This is a genomic window from Mucilaginibacter sp. P1_A3 (genome assembly GCF_056406855.1).
The window spans coordinates 176,431-200,875 of sequence record NZ_JBFTZJ010000012.1; the positions used below are offsets into that span (position 1 = coordinate 176,431).

Below are 24,445 nucleotides of genomic sequence, written 5' to 3' on the forward strand. Positions count from 1 at the left end.
TTTTAAAAAAAATCTGTTTTCCACGTACATGGAAAACAGATTTTAAAGTTTAATTATAGGTTATGGCTGCTTTTTATTTACCGTCCATTCGGCCATCTGAAAATCTCTGCTGCCGTTATTTGCCTTAATGCTTATCCTGTAAAATTTATAGGCAACATTATTATTAAAATGATACAATTTACGCTGTGCACGGCCTGAAAACACCTCATTTGTGCGCGTATGTAAATTTATCCAGCGTATGCCATCTTCAGACCCTTGTAAGATCCAGGTTTTAGGATCACGATCCGGAGAGTCATTTGCGCTTATCATGGTATATGCACCAGCAAGAGCAGCCGTTTTAAGTTCATACTTCATTACCAGGTCTCCGGAAAAGCCCGATTGGAAAAACTTTGAATTCGGATCTCCATCAACTACTTTTAACGAACCCTCGTTTGAATTTGGGCCTCCTCCATTATCGCGCGAAACAGTAAAAGTACCACCTATTGTTGCAAAATAGCTTTCACCAACCTTAGTTCTATCAAAATTTGGATCGGCTACATTCAATATTATTTCTTTACTGGCCGAGTAACCCTGCGAGTTTCTTGATGTTAGCACAACATGATACAGCCCCTCAAAAGCATATTTGTGTTTGGGTGATTTTTCAACAGAAGTGCTGTCATCCCCAAATTGCCATAATAGCTCTTCATAATTACTTGAAGTGCTGGTAAACTGATAACTCAAAAAGTCAACGCTATCAGTTTTGGCAACTGTAAAACCAGCCATAGGTTTAGGTACTTCAACTTCGATCGGTACCGATTTATCTTTTTTACATCCTACTGATATCATTACAACCAGCATAATTGCCGGCATAATGTTGAATAACTTATTCATCTTCATCGTTATATTCATTATATGTAAAATAATTATTGCGCCGGAAACAATTGACTTTTTGGAACAATCCGTCGTCCATTTATACCGGCAGAGGGCACTTCATACTCAAGCCTTGCCTGTTGCCCGCCAACATTTTCGCGATGGTTGGCCTCTATTTTATAGCGCTTTCCACGCTCCAGAAATACTTTGGCAAATCTGCTGGGCTTATCCCATTCTGTTGTAAAATCATCAATGACTGCTTTACCATCAATAAACAGCCTGGCTCCGTCATCCCATCGTGTTTCGTAAAAGATGTATTCGCCACGTACAGGGGCTAAAAACTCACCTGTCCATCTGGATGAATAATTATCAGTACTAATAGAAGACGGTAACCAGTCGCCACCAAAATCAATTGTTTCATCTACCCTTACCAGCGTGGGCTTTCTTCCATCAAAGTCAAGCAGCTGATTGTTTGTAAAGTATTCTGCTTTTAAACCTGTTCCGTTACCGGTTATATAAGAGTTATTGTCGAGATTAACCCCTGGCTCAACCAACACAATCACCTTACTATTTGTGGGGTGTAAAATATGCCTGGTTGGGTTACTTAGGCTCACCGCAAAAGCAAACCTTTTGTTTGCCACAATATTGGCATCAAAAACCGGCCAGCCAATTAATAAACGTATTTGGGCTGTATTTGAATTTGAATTTACCCTTATCAAGGTATCTATGCTAAAATCGCTTTCGCCTAAGCTGATGGTATTTGCCGGTAAAACTTTATTCTTTACCAGTGTAGCAATAGTATCTGTATTTAGCTTTACGTGTATATTAAACGCAGTACCCGCCTGGCCGGATAAATTGACGATAAGCGGTATAGTAATACCAGCCGGAGATGTTGTATAATTCTTTTTGTAATCAACACCCATAATGCCGCCACCATTAACAATAGAAAGATAATGAATATCTTTTTCTGCTATAAGTTGTTTGGTATTCAGCACAACCATAATATTTGATTTTCCACCTGCAACCAGGTTACCTTTTCCGGGGCTGGTGAGTTTAAACGCAAAGGCAACATCTTTACCATAATTAAGCTCAAGCGTGGTAAGCCTCACAGTAGCAACTCCTGTGGCGGTATCTGCACCATAAGCTACATTAATTACACTTGGATAATCAATAGAACCATTGGGTAATACTACGGTGTTTTTTAAAGTGCCGTTTGCTATTAACTTACTCACCGTATCGCTATTGAGCGCAATGCCTACCTGGAACGCTTTAGCAGCAATCCCCGAGAGTGATATTTTAAAAGGAACCTGAATAGTTTCGTTCGTCTTCGTAATACCTGAAACAACAACACCATCGCCAGAAATACTTACCGTTTTGTTTTTAATTAAACCTACATCATCGAGGTTGTTACGCTTACAAGAAACCGTTGACAGGATAATTAACCCCAGCAGTATACTGTATATATAATTTTTCATCATGAAATAATTTATCGTTGTATATTAATTTTACTGATCTAACCAAACTCTGCCGTCAAGATTCCAGCTTTGCCTGTTTGGTATCCTAAACCAGTTTATAATCTGTGCCGGGATATCAGTTGTTTGCGGCACAAATACCGCAAGCGCTTCAGCAGGCGGAGGGCATATGAGGTCATTAAAATCTTCCCACTTATAATCGCCCTTTAATTTAAAATCACGTGCCTGGGGGCCAACATCTTTTAACCTATCGCCCTGTCCGTCAGTACCTGGCCAGTAGGCTGCCAGGAAACTGTAATAAGGGTGCCCTTCTGAAATAGAAGTTTCACAGGCATAATTACCAATTACCGCGTCTGGCACATCTACTTTAAAAAACCTGATATCGCTTACATAAACATCCGGAGTACCATGACCGTTTCCGTTTAAAAATCCTAATTTGAGCGAGTTATTGTTATCAAGGCTTCCCGAAGAAGTTATCTCCATTTCATTATTAAAATTACCATCGGTATAAGTTCTGATAAACCTTTTGCCAGCCCTGATCTCGCATTTTACACTCAGGTTCTCCCATTGGCCTTTCTTCAAATCCCCGCCTCTGCATTGCCTGTAATCACCATCTTTTGTGCCTCGCATTTCAAAATACCAGTATGAATCTTCCAGGTAAATCACCCAACCTACACTCGGGTGCCCGCTTGACCACTCATTCCTTTTGCCCAATATACTTGGCCAAAAAAACTTGTCTTCGTTCTTCTTAACCTTCAGTTCAATTGTAAATTTGGTAGTATCGCCAAGGTTAAAAACATCAGCTGTATCAATTTCGGCCCTTACCGATTCGCCATATAATCTTACTGTTTTACCTAAGTACCGGTTTCCGGTAAATGGTTTTCCTATTACCCGTTGTTTGTATCTTGAGCTATAGTAAATAGTAAAAGTATTGGCCGCTGTGTTGCTAAAAACGGTATTATCATTTTGATTTGCAGGTATGGCGAAGTTGCCACCGCCACTGGACGCTATAACTACCAGCCACTCTTCGTTTTGGTAATTCTTTCTCTTTTTTAGCGCATCCATGATTTGGCCTACATAGCCATCAAATTTTTCAATAGCAGCTTTGTACTGTGATGCAGAATTATCATAACCATATTTGGCGCCCGCCTCATCAACATCATTAAAATGACCTAAGATAAAACTTGCCGTATCGGTATTGATATTGTTTACAACCGCTGTTTTAATCTGTTCATCGGTATCAAATAATTCACTTACGGTAGCTCCGCCGGTTAAATTATTTTTAAATATTGCCGAAGATGAATAAGCAACAATTTTTGCATTGGGTTTTTCCTGCTTTATTCTTTCAAGCACAACCGGGTAGCTTTTAAGGTTAGCCCCCGTTAAATTATCATTTAAAACCAAATGCTTTTCCTTTTTTACCCCGGTTAACATGTTGGCCCAGTTGCTAACATCCCGGGTTGAATCCGGATCGCTTAAGGATACCCAGCTGTAAATTGAACTTGGTAATAAAGCTTTAATATTTGGAACATTTGCACTGTTTACCGATGCCCCTCTTGCGCCGTCAACAATCAAATACAATACTTTACGTTCCCCAAAGGAAACATTGGTTGTATCCTTGTAGTTTTTATCAGGCAATACCCGTAAAAAATCTTTATTACAGGATACTACCGCGATGGCAAGTATGGAACACATGATTCCAAAAACTATTCCCTGATATTTTTTCTTCTGCCCCATCTTTTTATAATTATAATTTCTCTTTTAAATTTATTCGATTGTTACCCGGATGATATTTTTTACCGGCAGGTTATCAAACCGGTCAAATCCCCCTATGAGGTATAATGCTCTTTTTCCATCGGCTGATTTTGTTTCTATGATATCAGATAGGCCGCCCGAAAACGGACCGGTTGTATTATAATTACCTGCAAGCTCCCCTTTTGCATTCAGGATCATAAATCCGTTGCGGGTTACATTGTTGTACTTTCTGAAACCACCGCTTACTACTATTAAGCCATCATCCAATTGCCTTGAAAAGCCCGGGTAACCACCATCAAATATTTTTGGCGCAAATGATTCATCAAGGCTGCCATCTTCATTAAGCAATGCCATACTTATAGCAGGTTTACCGTTATATGATCTGAATATTCCGGTGATTAGATATTTTTTTGTAACCCGGTTGTAGGTTAATGATGATATACCGTTATCGGCGCCTGTACCGGCGTGAAACGTGTTATCAATGCTCCCATCCACATTTAGCCTAACAACACGCCCGGCTGGTTTTTGATCAAATGTTGTAAAGCTTCCAAAAACTACAAGCTTCTCTAACTGCCCCGCATCTGTGTGCATATAGGAATCAATTGGCCCGTTTGCAGCCTGCAAACCTTTATTGGCAGCAACGTTGAAGCGAAATGTTTTATCTAAAGAGCCATCTAAATTAAACCGGAGCACTTGCCTCATCTCTGTACTATCCACAATAACCGTGTCTCTTGTAAAGTCATGATTGGGTTTTTTATAGGTCCGGTGTACATAATACCTGAAATTACCGGTAGCCAGGATTTTATTTTGATGGTTATAAACTCTATTTATAAAATCATTGGTCCCCCCGTTAAATTTTGGAAAATACTTTGTGGTATCTCTCGAAGTGTCTTTTTGTGTGGGGCGCCTGTATACTTTTATGGCTATTGTATCAACACTGCCATCAACTCCTAAACTGGTTATATTACTAATATTATCTGTTCGTTGGTTATATCCGCCAAAGCCGCCTGCAATAATAAATTTTCCGTTTATCTGCATAACTCTTGACAATCCTCCATTTGCAGCTTTACCGGTCCTGAAGGTACGGTCAAACTCACCATCAGATGATGTTCTTACAATTCGGTTGAGTGGTGTTACAATGCCTTTGTTATCATAATTAGTAAACCAGCCTACCACTAAATTCCGTCCATCAGCCAGAGGAAATATCTGGCTCACATAATTATTTGCGCCCAACGTAGCCCTGAAAGATGGATCAATATTGATGAGGCCGTTTACTTTAAACAGCGGCCCAAGCACCAACTGATCATCAATTGCTATAGATGTTATACCGCTGCTGCCAAAGGGAGGAACTTTTACTTTAATGCTTGTTGCTGTAACCTCGGTAATTTGCCCTTCCTCGCCATTAAACATAAATTTCAGTTTATCCTTAAAGGGTATTAATCCGGCTGCTTTAAAAGTAATCTCGGTACCTACAGCGCCCGATGCAGGGCTTGGTATAGCATCACGATTAAGCGTTACGCCTAATGGCGGCTTTCCATCAGCATATGGAGCTTCAAAGCTCTCTTGTGCCTTTTTGCAGCTTTGAATAACTAAGGCTGCTAAAGCAAATATTATTATGTATTTAATTTTTTTCATGTCTCAATTCGTTATTGATCAAACATCATTTTTAATATTTTTTATTCGGATGAATGAAGCCCGGTGTTATAAACCTCAATAAAAAAGTCGTCCGGATTGAAGCCAAAGTATGCCCCGTTATACTGCAACGTGTGTACTACGCCGTTTTTGGGCTTAATGTCTGATGAGGAAATATAAGTTCGGAAAACCGCATTTTGGGCATTATTAATATCATACACATAGCTGATAATTAAACTGCGCGGCCCTATGTACCTTACCTTATTCGCGTCGCCGTAAATGACCCCAATATTTGAAACATCGCCGCTGAATGAATAATATAATGCACCCGGATACTGATTTTGAAGGTCAAGATCTATTTGGGAGTAATCTTTAAGTCGGTTAACTCCCTTGAACATGTAACGCTCCAAATATTTTCTCCAGATCAATGAATCGATATCTGATAATTTTTTAACCGTATCGCGGCCAACACTAAATAAAAACTCGTTTAATGAGCCCCTGATTTTTGCATTGCCAATGGTTCTTTTTATAACATCATCATCGGGTGCAAAAAAGGTAAAATCAACGGTGTGGAAAGTGCTCTCGAGCCCGGCTAACTTTACAATTTGGGCAATGGTATCAAAGGGCACCGGCTTTGCTTCTAAATATTGAAACATATCGCCTGGGAAATCAGGATTTGCCTTCCCCCCATCCCGGTAGTACTCATCCCGTTTACAACCGGTAAGTAACATGAAGAGACCGGCACAAACAATAATTATATTTTTCATAATTGTTATTATTATCTTTTAGCTATGTGTTAATTACCGCCGTTTACCCAATAGGCATTAAGCGACATGAAAGGATTATTGGTTAATGCATTACCGCTGATAGGCCATGTCCAGGCTCCCCTGTTAAACTTATCCAACGTTAACACATTATATGTCCATTGGCTGTTAAGAATCCGCCGGGTACGTACCAGGTCAAAATAATGATGTCCCTCGCCCATCAATTCACGGGATCTTTCTAAAAAGATAAAATCCTTTAAATCCTGACCGCCACCACCAGCATATTGTGAAGCTTCGGCCCTATCCCTGATTTTATTAACAAGCGCTGTTGCTTCGTTGTCCTGCCCTAATTCGGCCATTGCTTCTGCACATAATAAAATCTCACCAGCATACCTGAAAATCATAAAAGTATTATCAGGATTACTGTTTTCTTCGCCCGTTGCAAAAGCATTCTGAGCAAATTTCAACATCATGAATTTCCCGTTATCGGCATATATATCTTCATTAAACCACATAGTTGCCCGCTTATCGGCCGTGCCCGGATACAGCTTTTGCATATATTCTGCCCTGAAATAGGCAAAACTTACCCTGTGTGTATACTCTGGCCGTTTGTAGGGATAATGCAAAAACATATCTCCAACGGGCGCTATGTTTGCGTTTGCATCACCATAGTTAACACTGCGGTAAAATTCAAAAAGGCTTTCATCAGATCGTCCTTTGATAACGGTGGCCCATTCTGAAATTGGCAACAATCGGTAGGCATTACTTTTAATAAGCTCCTGGCCCAGATCAACTGTTTCCTGGTAATACTTAGCGGCATTGGGCTTATCAAAACCAGCATTCCACATGTTCATGTTCATGAGCAGCGCTATAATACTACCCTTGCTTGCCCTCACACCTTTAAGAGCAGGATCGGTATAAGTCCAGGGCATGTTGTCTTTATAGGTTTTAAGGTCGGCTATGCATTTGTTTAAAACCGAAACCATATTTTCACGGGGCAAGGCTGTTGAATGAAAAGCATCGGTATAATACGGCACATCGCCATAAAGCCTTACCATAAAGAAATATGCAAGCGAGCGGATAAAAGCAGCTTCTCCCTTAAATTGATTTTTCTCGGCTGTTGATACTCCCGGTATCCCTTCGTCAAGCTTCGAAATTAGAATGTTAGCGCCCTGTACAACCTGGTAGTAGCCGGTCCAGTCGGTAATGTTATAAAAGTTGTAAAAACTCCATGGCGGGTTGCCATTAATGAGGTTGAGCAAATCATTTCGGCCCAATACTTCTACATATTCACGTGCCGGGCCCAGATCAGACTGTGCCTCATGCATTACCTCGCCAGAACGATATTCGCCCGTAGCACCAATAAATTGTGTTTCATTGATCTTTCCAAAAAACTGCCTCGAAAGATCATATATATTGGCAATAACATCATCCTTTGATTGGTAAAAATTATTACCGGTTAGTTTATCAATAGGTTGAATGTTCAAAAACTTTTTACAGGCAGGTAAACAGAAACTTCCTGCAATTACTAAAATGTATATAATACTTTTTTTCATGATTTTAAGTTTTATTTACTTGTGTTGAGTTCTATATTTAAACCTATGTTATAGGTACGCGGCACCGGGTAACCACTGGAAATATCACGACCCAAAGTGGTTACGTTCTCTGGATTTGGCCCCTTATATCCCGAAAACGTGGTGAGGTTATTGGTTGAGAAATATACCCGCAGACTGTTAAAACCAATCTTTCTGACAAGCTTACGATCAAAGGAATATGAAAACGTAACGTTATTGATTTTGAAGTATGAGCCATCCTCGGCCCATAATGTTTGATCGGGTCTTAGCGGTTGTATCTGATTATACCTTGAAAAAGAATAAGGATTAGGGTAAACCGAATGATCGCCGGGCTGCCTCCAGATATCCATATTATTTAATGGAACTACTGCTAACAGATCATAAGGATTACGCGATATAGCCATACGATCAGCAAGCGCGTTATTTAAAATAGTTCTTTTTGCTGTGAACGTTGAATAAATATTAAGCCCGAAATTTTTGTAGACAATATTTGTGGAAATACCACCTGTAACTAAAGGCTGAGAGTTACCGGTTATCTCATAATCCTTGCCATCTAAGATATAATCGCCGTTAACATCTTTAAAATTAGGATCGCCTCCTTTAAATGGCAAGCCGTTAGCCTGATATTTTTTTCCCGTTACAGGATCTACCGGCACATCAGCATCTGTAGAATATACACCCTGGTTGATGTGCAGATAATTTGACAGCGTATTTTGACCTACCCTAAAAACAATATGCTGCAAATAGTCAGTGTTATTATCAAACTTTATGTACTGGCCATTATACTCGGCCGGAAGTTTCAGCAAAACATCCCGGTTAATGGCTCCATTTAATGAAATGCTCCAGTTAAAATCTTTTGAAATAACAGGCCTTATCGTGAGCGTTAGCTCGTAACCATAATCGGCTATTGCTACCTCATTACTAACCCGCCTGTTAAAACCGGTACTATTAGCCAAATACCTGTCAAATAACAAATTATCAACCTTCTTGAAATAGGTATCGAAATTTACATCCAATCTGTTTTGAAAAAGCCCGACATCAAAACCAAGGTTATATTGCGTAGTGGTTGTTGGTTTTAACGAAGGATTGGGTATAAAATCATAATTAATACCAATAGTTGGATTATTGTTAAAGTTTCCGTTTAGGTTATATACCCCATAAATGCTTTGCAAGTTACCCGTTGGCACAATGTTTTGCCCCCAGGTTAACCTCACGTCGCCATAAGTTAGCCACGGCAAATCTTTAAACCAGTTTTCCTTATTGAAATTCCACTTTAACCCTATGGATGGATTTTTGGAGTATGGATTCTCTAACCCGTTTGATGATGTACCATCTAACCTGTATGAAAGTTCAAGCACATACTTACGCTGGAAATCATAACTGATGGCTCCTGCAAATGAAGCTATGGTAGCATTCTTATAATTTGAAAGCACTCCACCCCCGCGCGAATAATAGGAGTCATAACCAACCGGGCCCTGGAGCTGATCATTAGGTGATCTTTCCTGGCGGATGATGCCGCTTTGGCCTCCTTGTTTATATATTTCATTAAAAGCATTAATAAATATATTATGATTGGTGCCTAAAGTTTTAGCGTAGGTAATAGCATTTCGGTTATACAGCGTATAGTTTCTGCCAACAAAATCATACACCTGGGCAAACTGTGAGTTGGCGGCAGCCGGCGTAAAAGTTGATTCAGCATCAGAGGTATAATCATAGCTAATGCTTGATGATAAAGCAAGGCCCGGTATAAACTCGTAACGGCCATCTACGTTTGCCCTTATGTTTCTTGAGCTGTTACTATTTTGCGTTTTTAATGCCGATGTAACCCCATCTGATGACAGGTAGAACGACGGGGGTGGCAACAATGTTGATGCCTGCCCGTTAGCTGCTACACCCTGCTGTAATAAACCGAGACCATCACCCTTAGCCTGGCTACCTACCGAACCAAATAACGAACTGAAGAACCGGAATTTATCATTGGGCTTAAACTCCATATTCATGTTTAGGTTATACCTGTCAAACCCGGTGTTTTTAATTACCCCTTTTTCTGAATAATAACCAACATTGGCCTTGTAATTAAATTTCTGATCGCCTCCATCTAAAGCAAGGTTATGGCTTTGATTATAGGTAGTAGCATAAAATATAGATTGCCAATTGGTTGAATTATTCCAGTAAGCATTTAAACTATCAGCAAGAAAGCCTGTGAGCCCTATTTTTCTTAACTCATCAACAGTGGTGGCATTTGATAATATCTGTTGAATTTTTGCCCGGCGTTCGTCATTGCCACCCAATGTTTCACGCAGTTTGGGCGGGGCATTAACAAAAAAGTTAGCGGTATAACGTACCCTTGGCACTTTTGAATTTCCACGTTTAGTGGTAATAATAATTACACCGTATGCACCTCTTGAACCATATAATGAAGTTGCCTGCGCATCCTTCATGATCTGGATACTTTGGATATCTTCAACAGGAATAAGTGATAAAGGGCTAACGCCGGGGCCCTGCGTTTGAAAACCAAATTCGGCAGCCTTATCCGCATCTAATGGCACCCCATCAATAATGTATAAAGGAGATGTGGGTTGTAAAAACGACTCATTACCGCTACCGCTAACACTAAGCGTTGATAAACCACGCACCTGCACCGAGCCTCTGAAACCAGGTGCACCGGTATTATTCTGGATATTTAAACCCGCAACTTTACCTTGCAATAATTGCTCAAAGCTTGATACAGGAATATCTGCAATGTCCTTATTGGTAATTACGGTTGTAGCACCGGTTGTGGTTTCCTTACTCCTGTTTTGATAGGCAACAATTACAATTTCATTAAGCCCTTTATGATCTTCACTTAATGTTATTATTAAATCTTTTTGCGCTTCGGTAACCTTAAGCTTTTGGGTAACAAACCCTATAAATGAAAATGTAAGTGTAGAGTTTTCTGGTACGGAAACCGAAAACCTTCCTTTTAAATCTGTTTGGGTTAGTCCCTTTTTGTCAATAGAGATATTTACACCTGAAAGTACTTTATTTTCAGGCTTATCCAATACCACACCGCTAACGGTTATATTTTTTGTTTGCGAATAAATATCTGTATTACAGATCATGCAAACAATTAGCACTACGTAAAATAGTATATATTTTCTCATTACTTTGGCTTTTAAATGCAATTATTCGTCTTTGAATTTTGGGTTATCTTTCAGAAAATGGAACACTACTTCCCAGTCTCCCTTTTTGTATATGGCGAAATCTATCCCAAAGCTTGCCACTACCCTGGCACCCCCAAAACCAATTCTTGAATACCTGAATTCGGCATGGTCACGGGTAGCTCCCGGTGCATATATGGTAGGTATTTCAACTAATGGAATTGGATAGGCAACATCATACTGTACATAGGTTGTTGTTTTTTGGATATTAAAACCGTGTACAATTTTGTCCCAGGCTGTTTCATTAAATAAAGCAGGATTCATTTCTACCGAATCTTTATTTAAAAACTTAAATCGCAGTGAATTGCCGGTGCCCCCGGTAAAGGGCCTGATATAAACTATTACATCCTTTTTATCGTCATTGCTTTCAAGAGGAATATCAGTAGTTGCACCAATAACACCGTTTAAAAAAGGCCTTATATAATTCCGGCTTAAAGGATTATAAGGTGTTTTGGGATGAGGCGCAGGACCGCCCGAATAAATATTAAAATCATCAGAGGGCTCATAAGGACGCTCGCGGAAGGGGCGTATTTGAAAATCCCTGATAACGGTATGACCGCCGCTGTTGCTGATCTTTAAATCAAAAAAACGGGTATCCTGCGGAAAATTGGTGCTGTCTGTCGGCCTGGGTTTGATCAGGTCATTTGTAGAAGAAGCCCACAAAATGAACTCGCCTGATGAGCGCACTTCAAATAGCGGGTGCTCTTCCAGCTTTCTCTTGGCCTCAATTTCGGCAATACTTTTCTCCTGCCCGGTATAAGGGGCTGTCCAAACGTAAGTTGATTTTTTCTGGAAAAGATCGGTTACGGGTTTTCCATCGCCAAGCCTGGCATTAATAATTTCAAACTTTATAGGCTGTGTTGAATTATCGCCATTAAAGCCCCCCATTAGTGTAGTACGACCAATGGTTGGTTCAAATATTTTATTGCTGAAATTTATATTTGAACTTAAATAGTCTTTCTCATCCGGAAGATTGAATATCTTTTTACAACTGCTCAATGCAGCTATAGCAAACAAGAAGAAAATAAACTCTTTTTTGATATATGTTCGCATCTGTTTATGATTAATGGCATTAAATTTTTGAAGTGTCATGGCTTATTTAATTTTGTTTATTGACCACTCAGCCAATTGGAAAAGACCTCCATCCCTGAGTTCGGTAATATCAATCCGGTAAAATTTATAAGCTGCCGTATTAGGGCATCTGAAAACTTTTGTCTGGTATCTTTCCTCAAAAAAGAAATTGCTGCGCCTATCCAGTTCAACCCAGGTTTTTCCATCGTTTGAGCCTTCATAGGTCCAGGCACGCGGGTCTCTTTCGGGCGCGTCATTTGCAGATGTAAGCGTGTACACACCTGATGCAGCCGGTGTATTCAGTTCAAACTGAATCCATAACCTACCCTGAAGCTCGGCCAAAAATTTAGTGTGATCGTCGCCATCTATCACCTTTTTAGATCCTTCGCCATTATCTGCACCTCCATTATTATCTCTTAATACAGATAGCTTACCCCCTATTATTGATATTAAATTTGGTGGCGGCGGAATAAATGTGAGGCGAGGCACAAACTCATCAAAGCCAAAAATATGATCGGCACTTACCACGTGGACTACACCATTTTTGGTTATGATATTATTTGAGCCGGTTGTTGTGGTTGACCAAAACCGAATAAATTTGCTCCGTTTGGTGTTACTGAATTCGATTACTTCCGGGCCACCATCTACCAAACCGGATGACGATGCCCTGGTAACTTTACCATGCATAGGATAGCCAAATCTTACGCTTGATAAATCGAGCCCATCCTGTAATGTTAATGAATCAGTAGTGCGTCTTCCCCTCATGATATAGTATGCTGCCATTGTATCCAGCTGCACACCATCAATATTTGAGAGAAAAAGCGGGTCTTTATCACCTTGCCTTCTTAAAGTATTCAGGTTGTTAATGGCCAGTTGAAAGCTTGGGTTGGTTACCGCAAACAAGGTTACATTGCTATCCATTAATGTTTGCTTCAGGCCCATCCTGTCAATCACGGCAAGTAGCGAGTCATACACACCCGGTTTACTTTTTAAATATTCATAGGTGTTACCGGTAAACTGTGGGTTATTGGTTACGGTACTATGATATCCACCATCTTTTTTTGTGCAGGCAGACAGGAACAGTGCTATAACTATTGATAGTTTTAAAGCACTCATATATCTTTTTAAATTTTTCATATATGGTCTGGTTACTTCCAAAATGGATTTTGAGTTAATAAGTTGTTTTGTGAAATAAGCTTGCGGGATACCGGCCAGTAAATACCCTGGGAGTTGATGAGGGCTAAAAAAGCAGGATTGTTTTGTTTGATCTTATTATATCTTACCAGGTCATACCACCGTTGGCCTTCGCCCAACAATTCGCGGTGCCGCTCTTCAAATATCAGATCAATCAATTCATTGCTATTGATACTAAAACTGGTTATCCCTCTGCGCACCATTACATTAATTACTTCATTTAAAGCGCCGTTTTGATCACCCAAAACAGCTAATGCTTCGGCACGTAATAAAACAACATCTTCAAGCCGCGTAAAAATCAGCGCGCTGGTAAAATATCTGAAGGTAGGGTCGGTAGTGCCACCCATTATAACTTTTATCTTACTGAATATGGGGTACTTACCATTAATATTGGTAAAATATCTTTCGGACCGGGGCCGCCCGAGCGTATCCATACTAAAGCGTTCATCATTGGGTTGATTAAATATCTTTATGATCGAGTCCTTTGGCATGTAGATATCCGGAACCTTTTTGTTTAAAACAGGCTCAGCTAAGGTTAACTCTTCTATATGACCAGTTCCGGAGCCATCAATATGCCCCCAATCAGAGTTAAAGCCAAACATCTGGCTTGTATTTTTATTAAAAAAGAATCCGTTTGATTTGGTAAGGTCTTCGGTGCTTTGGTACCCAATATTGCTTTTACCATAGTTATCCTCAACAAACTTGGTATAGGTAGCAACATCTGTGTAATTACCCTGCCAGGCCGCTAAGTGAGCAAGGACAGCATAAGCCGAATTTTTTGTCACTAATGCTCCTCCCCACCTGGTAATGTCTTCGTTGTAATAATTTCCAGGTTGCTGGATATCTCCACCGCTATAAATAAATGGTAGGTCTGCAGCAGCTTTAAGCATTTCCTGCTGTGCCCAAACTAATACTTTAGCCTGGCTCTCGCGGGGTTTGTTTTCAAACTGGCCATCATGCGAGGTTACAATAAACGGCACATCACCCCAGATCCTAACCATGTAGAAGTATGCAAAAGCTCTTAAAAAACGAGCCTGTGCAACATCAACTATCATGTTGTTTTCTGTGTAACGTTTGTCGGCAGCTTTTACATCGCCAACACGTTCCAGGAAAATATTTGCAGCATTAACTATGGCATAAAAGCGGGTCCAGTCAGACAGGGCTTCTATTGTTGGATACGATGCGTTTAATTTGTTGCCGGCAATAGCTTTAAGATCGGGCCTGTTTGGGCTGATAAATTCACCGGTGCGCACATCGCCATATAGCCAGTGTCCATCATTATCAGACAAAGCGGCACGTGTAAGTGCGTAAACACCCAATAGGCCGGCGCGTGTATCTTCCAGCTTATTCCACATGTTTTTTTCACCAACCACTCTAACAGAATCTATATCCAATGTTTTGTTGCAACCTGTTAGGGCAGCAAAAAACAGCAGTGTGATATATAATGTCTTTTTCATTTTTGTAATAAGGTTTTTGTGATACGTTTTTCCATACTATAATTCCATTTTAACCCCTAATGTGTAGGTTCTGGGTATCGGCAGCCCGTAGCCAGTGTCATAACCATTATAGTTTACCAGTTCAGGATCCTGACCTGTATAAGGAGTTATGGTAAATACATTATTTACTGATGCATACACATAAAACCGGGTTATACTAATATTTCTTTTATGTAGCGCTTTGGTAAGATCGTATCCTATTGAAACCGTTCTTAATTTCAGGAAAGAGGCATTTTCAAGAAACAGATTCTGATCAACACGGTATGGAATTACTGTACTCCATGGGTTATACAATGGATATTTACTATAATCTCCCCGCTTTTCCCAATAAGTGATCTCTTTAACAGAGTTAACATCACTGTTCCCTTCCCTGTTAATAAAATCAAATCTGTTAGCCATTTCCTGGTTAATCAGGTCGCGGCCAAGATTGAAGTATAGATTCAGGTTTAAGTTCCAGTTGCCGTATCTGAAATTATTATCAAAACCACCCGACATTTTGGGCAATGAATGCCCTGTTAATACCTTATCGTTATTATCAATAACATTATCGCCATTCAAATCCCGCCATTTGGGGTCGCCGGCCTGTAAAGGAATCCCGTTATATTTAAGCGGCTGCCCGTTTACAACAGGTATCTGGCTGTTTGATGTATAAATGCCATCATTTACTAAAAGCCAATATTGATCAACAGGATGGCCTACTTTTAAAAGTTTGTCGCCAACTATAATTTCATTTAGCCCTCTTGGCAAGGCTTTTAATTTATTAGTGTTGTGGTTTAAGTTTAAAGATGACGTCCACCCAAAGTTTTTATGATTGATCACATTAGCCGTTATGGAAACATCAATACCACTGTTATTTACAGCCATACCACTTTCAATAGATTGGGTATAACCATATTCGGCATAGGCTGGGATGCCAATAAGCTGGTTCTTTTCTTCTTTTTTATACCAATCAATTGAAAGGTGTAAACGATTTTTGAGTAAACCGGCATCTAAACCCAGGTTAAGCTGATCTGAGTATGACCATGGAATACCGTAGCCTACCCATCCGGTTAAATAAGGCCTTGTTAATACACCAAATGCATTATAACCGGGTACTGTTAAATTACCAGTATACCCTACCGATGCGGTATATTGTGGCCCTTGTGCATAATTATCATACGCATTTAAACGCCCCAACCGCCCAACGCTTGAACGCAACAACAGATCATTAATAGTTGTATTATCTTTCAGTATCTCTTTTTTAACATTCCATGCGGCAGAAATTACCGGCGAATAAAACCATCTGCTGGTTGGCTGAGCGTTTGAAGAACCATCGGCGCGTAATGTGGCTGATATCAGATATTTCTCTTTGAATGTATAATCGGCCTTTGCATAAAACGATACCAAGTTATCCCGGGTTTTATCAAGAAAGCGATAGGTTAACTCGCGCGGAAAAGCAACCGGAGTTAAATAATTAGGATCTTTAGGATCTGAATTTAACAGGTTTATTTTAATGAAATCATTTACGCCTTTATAAGCATACGCGTTACTATATTTATAGGTATTCCATTGGGTTGATTGCCCAACTTCAAAATGAAAATCATTTACTTCGTTTAATTTGAAAGCATACGTTGCTTTATTATCCAACATTAACCTTTGACTGAAGCCAAAGTAGTTTGATGCATAACTATTGCCCTGTAAAAGCGTACGTGCGTAAAAAACATCACGATACCCTTCATTATAATCAACACCAAATGTGGTGCTGAAATTGAATTTGCCAAACTGGATACCAACCCTGGCATAACCATCAATGATGTTGGTTTTGTTATTATCAAACCCTTTATTGTATTGGGTTAGATAATTGGCATAATAATCTTTATTGGGCGGTAAAGGAGCACTCAGATCAGGAAAGTAATTGATCTGCGCAAACCTGTCCCGCAAGTTTTTATTCCGGGTTCTGTCTAACCGGTTAGCATTTACCATTGTTGAAAACATGAGCCATTTTACTGGCTTCATATTGATGTTAAACATGGCGCTGTAACGATTTAGTCCTACGCCATCAGCAACGCCATCATTCTTGATATTGCCCAAAGAAAAGCGAAAATTTGCCCTGTCTGTTCCGCCGGAGATACCGAAGTTAATGCCGTAAACTAAAGCATTACGGTAATAGAGGTCGCTCCAGTCAGCTTTTCCGCTGTAAACATTGTTTAATGAATCACTTAAGTAGATAGGGTAATTTTCATCATCAGAATACCGGCCATTGGTAGTATACAGATCATAAAACCGTTGCCTGAAAGCATTTTCGTACTTACCGTTTATAGTAGTTACATGCGGGCGCTGCGCTAATCCAATATAGGAATCAAAGGTTATACTCCTTGATGCACCCGGCGTTTTTGAGGTTAAAACAATAACGCCATTTACAGCCCGCGGACCATAAACTGCGCTTGCAGCCAAATCCTTCAATACTTCTACCGAAGCAATATTGTTCATATCAATACCCGCAAATATGTTGGTAGCAGGTCCTATCCTGTTAAAATCATATTGCTGTATATCAAATGCAAAAGGATGTTCTGTTACTAACGGAATACCATCCAATACCACAAGAGGCTGCGATTGGTAAACATCCCTGGCAGATAGCAAAGGCATAGGCGCGCCCCTGATAAACATATTTTGCACGGTACCAGGCTCGCCAGATGGCTCCTGTACATATAAACCGGCAAATTGCCCTTTTAAAAGTTGTTGTAATGAAGCTGCAGGGAATAAGGATAGTTCGAAAGGTTTTTTAGTAACGCTATCAGCTAAAGAATTGTAGATAGTGTGCTTTTTTATAAAATTGGCACTATCCCTTAATAAAGAATCTTTTACTGTTGTATCACGACGAACAGTAGTATCTTTATTAAAAACAACATAGTTGATTTTGCCCCTCTCTCCCCTATTACCTTTAGCTAAACAAGTAAGTGCATTTGTAGTAATTGCGGTAAAAACCACAAAGCACAGCCATAAGTATCGCATAATTAATGGATAATTTGATTAATGAAATAAAAATTGAGTTGGAAAGAATTATACTTTCACGAAGACAGCATGCTATTTATTAAGCATGTGAAGCATTTTCCAAAAAGGGTGATGTTGAGTAAAGTTTGTGATCATAGGTTTTAATTTAATTAATAAACAAGCAGGAATTCATTTTTAAGGGTTTGTCATAAACAAACTAAATCAGTGAAACTGTTTTTGGGGGATTGCCGTTCTCCGGGCAAATAATAATGGCGCATAGCAGCATAGGCCATAGCTTTAGGCTTTTTAATTTTCATAGGTGTGGTTATACTTTGGTTATCAAACAAATCACCCTGAATAACAGATGATTTGCATTATTATAATTGTGAAATAAAAGTAGATTAAAAACCAATATAATGCTTATGCTTATGTTAAGTTGATATGTTTTGACGAAAAGTTGATACGATTTGTAGTATTTTTATTATTTTCAGATATAATAATATTAAAATCACTGTATTTATCGATTAATTACAGTGATGCAGGAGCAATCTTATATTTTATAAGACATTATATCCCATTCAGTTCTGCGTACAAAACTGAATGAGAATCGGAAAATCTACTTTTAATAACGGTAAAGATTTAAGGTAGCGTAGATGAGCATTTTGTAATCGCATCATCTTGCTTTTCACTTACAGCACAGGCATAACCAAAACCGGCTATGCTGTGCTATCGTATTTTATTGTGAAAGGAATAATTAATGCTTCTGCCGCAGGTATTTACCTTTGAAAATGGTAGTTGCCGCCTTTAACCGAAAACTTTTTATAAGTTTTACCATGAGCATCTGGCACAAACACATCTGCTGTTGTATTTTGAGGGATTGTAACTACCATATCCAGTTTGTCACCGTCTATCGTCCACTTACTGTGGATAGTGCCATAACTGCAATCGTAGCTGCCTTCGGCCCATTGTAGCCCTCCTCCTATAGTTGGCTTAATAGTTATTTTTTTATACCCCGCTTCGGCAGCCTGGATACCCGCTATATTTTGATACATCCAATCGCCAATGGCGCCATAGGCATAGTGGTTGTAAGAGTTCATGGATGATTCTTCAAAACTGCCATCAGTTTTAATGCCATCCCATCTTTCCCAAATGGTTGTAGCACCTGCCTTTATAGGGTATAGCCATGATGGATAGGTATCCTGCAATAACAGCTTATAAGCCACATCAGTATGGCCAAATCTACTCAAGGCATCACAAAGGTATGGGGTACCCAAAAAGCCTGTTGTGAGGTGATAATTGTATTGCTTTATATTTTTAACCAGCCGTTCGGCAGCCTGTTGCCTTAAGTTTACGGGCAGCATATCAAACTCCAGCGCCAACACGTAGGCCGTTTGCGTATCAGATGATATTAATCCGTTTGGCGTTACATATTCCTTTATAAAAGCGCTCTTGATCTTTTGCAATAATTGAGTGTAATATTGCTCATCCGCTTTTTTGTTGAGAATTTTGGCACAGTTAATCAAAATTTGAGTTGAATGCGCATAGAAACATTGAGCTATGAGATATTTATTGGTGATGGCCGAAGCTCCGTCCCTGTCGTCGTTTACGCTATAAAACAACCAGTCACCAAAATGATTGCCCGATACCCATAGGTTGTTCGTGGTTTGTTTTTGTATAAACCCCACCCATGCCTTCATGCTTGCAAACTGATTTTCTAAAATTTGACTATCACCATAAGCAAGATACATGTTCCATGGTACAATAGTAGATACATCTCCCCAGCCAGAGCTTCCCCCAACTTCGTTATTGCCATTGGTAAAAACATCAGGGATTATATAAGGAATACTCCCGCTGGCATACTGATCAGCAGCTACATCTTTAAGCCATTTACTGAAGAAGTTATGAACATCCATATTAAATGCGGCGGTGTGCGAGAATACCTGCGCATCACCGGTCCAGCCCAGCCGCTCGTCGCGCTGCGGGCAATCTGTAGGCACATCCAGGAAATTTCCTTTCTGTCCCCATTGTATGTTATGTTGCAATTGGTTAAGCAATGGGTTTGAGCAGGAAAAACTGCCCGTGCCCCTCATATTTGAATATATAGTTACAGCAGTAAAATCAGCCGGATTTAGCTCGCCCTTAACACCTTCTACTTTAATATATCTGAAACCCTGCCAGGTAAACTGGGGCTCAAAAACATGTTTGGCAGTATCTTTTAATATATAAATATTCTGTGCCTTTGCCGACCGCAAATTTTCGGTGTAAAAATTACCGGCTTTATCCAGTACTTCGGCATGTGATATTTTAATGGAATCCCCTGCCTTCCCCTTTGCTGATACGCTTACCCAGCCTACCAGGTTTTGCCCAAAGTCGATTATTTTTTCTCCTTTGGGGGTTACTAAAATTTTAACGGGTTTAAAAGTTTCATGTTTAGTTACCGGCTCATTATAAGTTGCTACAAGATTATTTTTAGGCAACGACAGCACTTTTACCGGCTGCCAGCCTGCATCATTAAAACTGCTTGTTAACCAGCCTTGTTGCTCCCGCCTTGTATCAACGATACAGCCATCATAGATCTCAGCAAATCTCAGCGCTCCTGATGACGACTTCCAATTCTCATCAGAAACAATGAGCTTTTCAGAACCATCACTATAAGTTATCTTTATTTGCCGCAAAAGCGCCAAATCTTTACCGTAAAACTCCGGCCTTGGATTATATGGCCCCAGAGGACTTCTGTACCAGCCACTTCCTAATGTAACGCCTATTGTATTTTCCCCACCCTTTAAAAGGTCTGTAACATCAAAAGCCTGGTACTGTAATCTTTTGTTGTAGCTTGTCCAGCCCGGCGTAAGAAAAGCGTTGCCTACTTTATGCCCATTTATTTTTGCTTCATAAAATCCGCGTGATGTGATATAGGCTGTAGCGGAAAGCACGCTCTTATCCAATGAAAAATTTGTTCTGAGTAAAGGCGCCGGACCATTAAACACGTCCCTTTCGCTGGTGCCGATCCATTTTGCCTGCCAGTCTGCCGGCGATAAAAGGGTCATTTTCCAAAAGGATAGCTGGCTCCACGCTGAAGTTTTGCCATAACTATCCCATACCCTAACCTTCCAGAAATATTTTCGTGCTGATTTCAACAAGCCACCCTTGTAAGGCACATATAAGGATTGTGCAGACAGCACCTTGCCACTTGTCCACATACGCAAAACTTTAGCGTCCGTAACATCCGTTGAATCTACCTCAATTTCATAAGCCTGCTGAAGTACAGGCTTGCCACTCTTTTCAGATAATTGCCAGCTAAAACGAGGGCTGGGACTATCAATATTGGTTGGTTCTTTTAAATTTTCTGTCAGAAGGTTTATCACGGTAACCTGTGCTGTAGCAATTTTGCATACAGAGAAAAAGCATAGGATTGAAAGCAGGATCCTCATAAATTTATCAATGTGTTTACTGGTTATACTTGTAATGCCTTTATGGCATCTATAATTTAAAAACAACCTCAATCAGAGGGGAGGGCTTTGAATAAACCCAACCAAAATTTTAAAACGAATATCTATTAAAAATGAATGTCTATCTAACATATATTCATTTAAAACTGATTAAACCAGCAAAACATTTAACTGACCGCTTTATGCCAATGTACAATTAATTGATGTGCTCATATTTATTGGTAATTAGTTAACCAAACATAGGCAATCATCAAATATTATTTTTTAATAAATAAGAATATTATTTACCTTTTTTGATATAAAGGCAAGTCCTAAGAAAATATTCGTCCCCTCAGGGTGTCTTCAATGCTATTAAGTTAGGAGAGTGATGAGGTGCTCCAGAGAAGCAAAAGCTTTGTAGAAAAATATAAATAAATTGTCTTTTGCGTGCCAGAGGTACGCTACCTAAGGTTCCGTACCTCTGGCGCGGAGCTTCATTTTTGCTTTTTTGCTACAAAGCTATTCCCCCGCTGGGGAAGAAACTCATTAACTTAATAGCATTGAGGGTCTCTCCAAAGAAGAACCCTGGGACCATCCAGGTCAAATATGCCTGGTATATACTTAGCAAGCGGCCTCAGAATCCCTTTTAAATGAGGACCCTGAGGCAACAGGACAGTCTTTAACAACTTAAAGCAAAATTACAAACCACTAAAAAGCTCATTAGCCAAATAAACTTTAAAATCTTTAATTCTTCCGGTTTCCATATCCTGGCGTGGCAACATTTTAATACCGCTTATGGTTGTTTTACTTCCCAGGTCAATAACTATTTGGTGAGGATGTTTAGTAGCGTTATCTTTCCATTGGCTATGCCAGATACTGGTATACTGCAAATCGAACACGTTTTCTGATTTACCATCCTCCCCTTTCAATTCTTCGCTATCAGCATACACCACTTTCCATAAACTCCGAGGTATTTGTTTTCCATTCTCATCAAGCAATTCAAGCTCGGCTAATGCAGTAAATTGATCGCCCATAAAGTTATTCATTGCTTCAAGGGCAAGGTATCGTCCGCTTTTTAAAGGGAATGTAAACGTTTGCCATTTAGCGGTGTTTTCCATTATCCCGCTATATAACAAGCTATTCAAATTATTGCCAAATTTTTGCCCGGCTTTGCGATGGTTGCTGCTGATAGCCTCTATTGCTGTAAGGCTATCAAGAATAGGTTTATCCAGGCCTTGCAGGCGGGTGGCGAACGGGCGGTGCATATCCAATATAACTACTTCATTCTTCCCTTTATTTAGCCAGACTCCTGGTACATACATGGTTTGGGTTGGCCCAATGTTCCAGTAACGGCCAAGGCAATGTCCATTTATCCAGGCCACTCCTTTTTTAAACCAGCGCATATCCAGATAAAAATCACTGTTGCTTTTTACATTAAAATATCCTTTATAAAAGGCTGGCTCGTTCAGTTTGGGTACTGCGCCAATAGCCTTGTATTTAAACGCCGGATTGCCTTCACCCAATGGAATTGAATAATGTTTCCAACCCTTTAACATAACCTTTTGCGCTCCCGCTATACTATAAACTTCGCCCTGTAAACCTTTGCGATCGTGCAGGTAATAGCCATAGTTAACCCGCCCCATGGCTTCAACAAAAACCCGAAGCCTGGCGCCCTTAGGTAATGCAGGAATTTCAATAATATGATCATTCTTCATCCTGTTTAATACACCGATGAGTTTATTATCGATAAACACTTCCGCGTAATCATGTACTTCGGTAAAATCCAGCTTGCTTTTTGTACCAGCCGGCAAGGTTGTTTCATAAACCATCATTCCATAGCCCTGGTTCAGGTCTTCCATATACAGCGTGGTATCACTTAGCACAGGCTTTTTCAATTGCTCCATTATCGGGGCTACCATAGTAAGGTTAAAAGGAGCTATTTTTTGTACAGGTATATCGGCAGGTACATCTGTTAATACTTCGCCTGGTTGAAGATATTTTTTAAGCGTATTGCGCAACTCATCATACTTGGCCGTTTCAGAACCATTTTCGCTGATAGGAGCATCATAATCATAACTTGATGTTTCGGGGGCGTATGGCTGGCAATTGGCCCCTGCCCATAAGCCGAACGATGTGCCGCCATGTATCATGTATATGCTAAAAGAAGCTTTATGATCAAGCATCCAGCCAAGTTCTTTTATAAGATGATCATTTGAGCCGGTATGATGCGGCCCGCCCCAACTATCAAACCAGCCCGGATAATATTCACCACACATTAGTGGCCCCGTGGCCTGAACTTCGCGCAGGGCTTTAAAACCAGCTTCGGGATTGTTGCCAAAGTTCACTACCGCAAAAATAGACTTCTGTACATCATTCTTTAGCTGAACGGTGCCATCGCAGGTAAACAGGGGAACGGTAAAGCCTGCTTCTTTTAAACAATCCCGTATTTTTAAAACATATGCTTTATCTGCACCGTAGCTACCATATTCATTTTCAACCTGCACCATTAATATGGGCCCGCCATTAGTTATTTGCAAAGGGCTTAAAACACGACCAACCTCTTTTAAATACTGCCGGCAACGTTCCATATAATAAGGGTCCTGAGTACGTAGTTGAATGTCTTTCTTTTTTAACAACCACCAGGGCAAACCACCAAATTCCCATTCAGCACATGAATATGGGCCTGGTCGCAACAATACATATAAGCCTTCTTCCTGCGCTATTTTACAAAACTCAGCTGCATCGGCCTGCCCTTCCCACGTAAATTTACCAGGGGTTATTTCATGAAAATTCCAAAACAGGTAAGCGCAAACTGTATTTAAACCAACTACTTTCGCCATTTTTAACCGGTGCCTCCAATACGCTTTGGGTATGCGGGCAAAGTGCATTTCCCCGCAACGAATAACATAGGGTTTCCCGTTTAAAATAAATGATTCTGTGCCTATTTTAAATGGTTCGTTTATTTCCTGCTGACTAAAAGCAGGATTGGAACTTAGCACGCATATTAAAAGAAGCAGTTTAATAATACTTTTTTTCATTA

13 protein-coding genes are annotated in these 24,445 nt (G+C 39.9%); all 13 read right to left on the minus strand.

What is annotated here, in order from left to right; translation table 11 throughout:
- Positions 1–60 precede the first annotated feature (60 nt).
- Positions 61–870, minus strand: coding sequence for a PKD domain-containing protein (locus AC1D0K_RS24745; RefSeq protein ID WP_477391417.1), 810 nt, complete (start codon positions 868–870; stop codon positions 61–63).
- Between the two features lie 32 nt (positions 871–902).
- Positions 903–2,327 carry a PA14 domain-containing protein gene (locus AC1D0K_RS24750; RefSeq protein WP_477391416.1) on the minus strand — a complete coding sequence of 475 codons (1,425 nt, stop codon included), beginning with the start codon at positions 2,325–2,327 and terminating at the stop codon, positions 903–905.
- A 27-nt stretch (positions 2,328–2,354) separates the two neighbouring features.
- Positions 2,355–4,058, minus strand: a complete 1,704-nt coding sequence (locus AC1D0K_RS24755) for an alkaline phosphatase family protein (RefSeq protein WP_477391415.1) — start codon at positions 4,056–4,058, stop codon at positions 2,355–2,357.
- 30 nt (positions 4,059–4,088) lie between these two features.
- Complete coding sequence (locus AC1D0K_RS24760; RefSeq protein ID WP_477391414.1) at positions 4,089–5,711, minus strand: DUF5008 domain-containing protein; 1,623 nt, start codon at positions 5,709–5,711, stop codon at positions 4,089–4,091.
- Between the two features lie 41 nt (positions 5,712–5,752).
- Entirely contained in the window at positions 5,753–6,475 is a 723-nt protein-coding gene (locus tag AC1D0K_RS24765; protein ID WP_477391413.1) for a hypothetical protein, read from the minus strand.
- A 29-nt stretch (positions 6,476–6,504) separates the two neighbouring features.
- Positions 6,505–8,028, minus strand: a complete 1,524-nt coding sequence (locus AC1D0K_RS24770; protein WP_477391412.1) for a RagB/SusD family nutrient uptake outer membrane protein — start codon at positions 8,026–8,028, stop codon at positions 6,505–6,507.
- An 11-nt stretch (positions 8,029–8,039) separates the two neighbouring features.
- Complete coding sequence (locus AC1D0K_RS24775; protein WP_477391411.1) at positions 8,040–11,189, minus strand: SusC/RagA family TonB-linked outer membrane protein; 3,150 nt, start codon at positions 11,187–11,189, stop codon at positions 8,040–8,042.
- Between the two features lie 21 nt (positions 11,190–11,210).
- Positions 11,211–12,338, minus strand: coding sequence for a DUF5007 domain-containing protein (locus AC1D0K_RS24780; RefSeq protein ID WP_477391410.1), 1,128 nt, complete (start codon positions 12,336–12,338; stop codon positions 11,211–11,213).
- Between the two features lie 3 nt (positions 12,339–12,341).
- Positions 12,342–13,454, minus strand: a complete 1,113-nt coding sequence (locus tag AC1D0K_RS24785; RefSeq protein ID WP_477391409.1) for a discoidin domain-containing protein — start codon at positions 13,452–13,454, stop codon at positions 12,342–12,344.
- An 11-nt stretch (positions 13,455–13,465) separates the two neighbouring features.
- Positions 13,466–14,968, minus strand: a complete 1,503-nt coding sequence (locus tag AC1D0K_RS24790; protein ID WP_477442590.1) for a RagB/SusD family nutrient uptake outer membrane protein — start codon at positions 14,966–14,968, stop codon at positions 13,466–13,468.
- Positions 14,969–15,004: 36 nt separating this feature from the next.
- A complete protein-coding gene (locus AC1D0K_RS24795; RefSeq protein ID WP_477391407.1) occupies positions 15,005–17,998 on the minus strand; it encodes a SusC/RagA family TonB-linked outer membrane protein in 2,994 nt (997 codons plus the stop codon).
- A gap of 755 nt (positions 17,999–18,753) precedes the next feature.
- On the minus strand, positions 18,754–21,408 hold the full coding sequence (locus tag AC1D0K_RS24800) for a family 78 glycoside hydrolase catalytic domain (protein WP_477391406.1): 2,655 nt from the start codon (positions 21,406–21,408) through the stop codon (positions 18,754–18,756).
- 695 nt (positions 21,409–22,103) lie between these two features.
- A complete protein-coding gene (locus AC1D0K_RS24805; protein WP_477391405.1) occupies positions 22,104–24,443 on the minus strand; it encodes a beta-galactosidase in 2,340 nt (779 codons plus the stop codon).
- Positions 24,444–24,445 lie beyond the last annotated feature (2 nt).

Bases quoted from the DNA above. Each gene is read 5' to 3' on its own strand.
- AC1D0K_RS24770 (WP_477391412.1), bottom strand. From the start codon at position 8,028: ATGAAAAAAAGTATTATATACATTTTAGTAATTGCAGGAAGTTTCTGT.
- AC1D0K_RS24795 (WP_477391407.1), bottom strand. From the start codon at position 17,998: ATGCGATACTTATGGCTGTGCTTTGTGGTTTTTACCGCAATTACTACA.
- AC1D0K_RS24775 (WP_477391411.1), bottom strand. From the start codon at position 11,189: ATGAGAAAATATATACTATTTTACGTAGTGCTAATTGTTTGCATGATC.
- AC1D0K_RS24765 (WP_477391413.1), bottom strand. From the start codon at position 6,475: ATGAAAAATATAATTATTGTTTGTGCCGGTCTCTTCATGTTACTTACC.
- AC1D0K_RS24745 (WP_477391417.1), bottom strand. From the start codon at position 870: ATGAATAAGTTATTCAACATTATGCCGGCAATTATGCTGGTTGTAATG.
- AC1D0K_RS24800 (WP_477391406.1), bottom strand. From the start codon at position 21,408: ATGAGGATCCTGCTTTCAATCCTATGCTTTTTCTCTGTATGCAAAATT.
- AC1D0K_RS24755 (WP_477391415.1), bottom strand. From the start codon at position 4,058: ATGGGGCAGAAGAAAAAATATCAGGGAATAGTTTTTGGAATCATGTGT.
- AC1D0K_RS24790 (WP_477442590.1), bottom strand. From the start codon at position 14,968: ATGAAAAAGACATTATATATCACACTGCTGTTTTTTGCTGCCCTAACA.
- AC1D0K_RS24785 (WP_477391409.1), bottom strand. From the start codon at position 13,454: ATGAAAAATTTAAAAAGATATATGAGTGCTTTAAAACTATCAATAGTT.
- AC1D0K_RS24805 (WP_477391405.1), bottom strand. From the start codon at position 24,443: ATGAAAAAAAGTATTATTAAACTGCTTCTTTTAATATGCGTGCTAAGT.
- AC1D0K_RS24760 (WP_477391414.1), bottom strand. From the start codon at position 5,711: ATGAAAAAAATTAAATACATAATAATATTTGCTTTAGCAGCCTTAGTT.
- AC1D0K_RS24780 (WP_477391410.1), bottom strand. From the start codon at position 12,338: ATGACACTTCAAAAATTTAATGCCATTAATCATAAACAGATGCGAACA.
- AC1D0K_RS24750 (WP_477391416.1), bottom strand. From the start codon at position 2,327: ATGATGAAAAATTATATATACAGTATACTGCTGGGGTTAATTATCCTG.